1 protein-coding gene and 2 pseudogenes are annotated in these 1,875 nt (G+C 43.6%); 2 read left to right on the top strand and 1 reads right to left on the bottom strand.

The genetic code is table 11. The features are described from left to right. A pseudogene (locus ACTHUE_RS17370) lies at positions 1–607 on the bottom strand (hypothetical protein); the annotation flags it as partial. Between the two features lie 147 nt (positions 608–754). Here ACTHUE_RS17370 and ACTHUE_RS17375 point away from each other — a divergent pair. After that, positions 755–1,126, top strand: coding sequence for a hypothetical protein (locus tag ACTHUE_RS17375; protein ID WP_199900367.1), 372 nt, complete (start codon positions 755–757; stop codon positions 1,124–1,126). 143 nt (positions 1,127–1,269) lie between these two features. Beyond that, positions 1,270–1,875: pseudogene (locus ACTHUE_RS17380) on the top strand (threonine synthase); the annotation flags it as partial.

A 1,875-nucleotide genomic window follows, 5' to 3' on the forward strand; every position in this document is an offset into this window, starting at 1 on the left:
GCTTTGAAGTATTCCATCCTTGCCCTGATTTAGCGTTTATTCCTAATAAAAATGCCACGAAAAATTTGAAATATAAAAATAATACTATGCCTCCAAAAATAGTAGCAGTAGCTATTAAAGCAGGTGGATTAGTAATTACTTCAGGAAAAATGCTTAATTGATCTATGATTTTAAGATAATCATATATAAAAAATCCACCAATAAATGTTCCTAATATTGCTGAGAACCCTAATAATTTACTGATGATTTCCAAATAATCAGAGAGTTTTCTTTGCTCTTCTGGTTGCTCAACTGTCTCAGCTTGTTTAATTTCCTCCTGTTGTGTAGCAGCATTATTTTTAGCAGCATTTTCTTCCGCTTTCTTTGAGTTTTTATTTTTTTCTTGAACATCTCCATTCCATAATTTTTTAAAAAATTTACATAAGCGTGTAAGTTTATTTTTATTCTGTACATTGTCTTTTGATTCAGGCTGCTTATTTTCAGCGGTGTGCTCTGACTGCTCTTGAATGCCTTTGTCAGCCGTTTTTTCTTGATTTTCTTTAGGGTTTTGCGTGTTTTTGTTTAAGTTAGCTTTTGATTTGTTTTTTGATTTAACCGGTTTAACCATTGATCAATCCTCTTTTTTCCCAAAAAAGACGGATTATACCCGACTTTCACAATCCCCCATCTCACACCGCTTACGGTATAATATGCACTTGTTTAAAGACTTTGCGGGGCGTTTCAGACGACCTTGCGGCAAGGGATGGCTATGAATATGAAAAAGATTGTTGCCGTTGCTTCTGTGGCGGCGTTGTTGGGCGGTTGCGCTTATGATTCAGACTCGGCGTTCGGCGGTTTGGGCGGTGGTACGGGTATCGGCGGCAGCGTGATGAAGATGGCGGTCGATCATCAATGCCGTTCGGAGTTGAACAAGCGCAATGAGTGGCGTTTAATCGCGCTAACGATGAGCGCGGAAAAACAGCGCGAGTGGGAAGACAAAATCTGCGGCTGCGCGAGCGAGGAAGCGCCGAATCAGGTGTCCGCGCAAGAGTTGATGGATGTTTTGAATCCTTCTTCGCGCGATCAGGCGATTGCGTCGGTAACGGTGAAAACCGTCAATGCTTGTTTCAAGCGTTTGTATAGATAATGTTTTTCAGACGACCTCTGTGTAATGGGGTTGTCTGAAAGTTTATAGTGGATTAAGGTCGGGATAAGGCGACTTGCGGGATGGTTCTCAGGCAGGTTTCCTGTTTTGACCGGCAATATTTTTGTTTTTATAGAGAAGAAACCATGAAATACATCAGCACCCGCGGTGCAACCGCACGCAAGCAATTCAGCGAAATTTTATTGATGGGCTTGGCTCCTGACGGCGGTTTGATGCTGCCTGAGCAATACCCTCAAATCGACCGTGCTACTTTAGACCAATGGCGCACACTCAGCTATCCTGAGCTGGCGTTTGAAGTCATGAGCCTGTTTGCCACCGACATTCCTGCTGATGATTTACGTGACATTATCAACCGCACCTACACCGAAGAAGTATTTGGTACCAAAGCCATTACTCCGGTGCGCACACTTTCAGACGGCATCAAAATCCAAGCCCTGTCCAACGGCCCGACTTTGGCATTCAAAGATATGGCCATGCAATTCTTGGGCAATGCGTTTGAATATGTATTGAACAAAGAAGGCAAAGAACTCAATATCTTGGGCGCCACCAGCGGCGACACCGGCTCTGCAGCCGAATATGCCCTGCGCGGTAAAAAAGGTGTTAATGTCTTCATGCTGTCGCCGGAAGGCAAAATGAGTGCATTCCAACGCGCGCAAATGTTTAGCCTGCAAGATGCTAATATCCACAACATCGCTGTTGAAGGTATGTTTGACGACTGCCAAGACATCGTC

The organism is Neisseria sp. P0021.S005 (assembly GCF_051956955.1).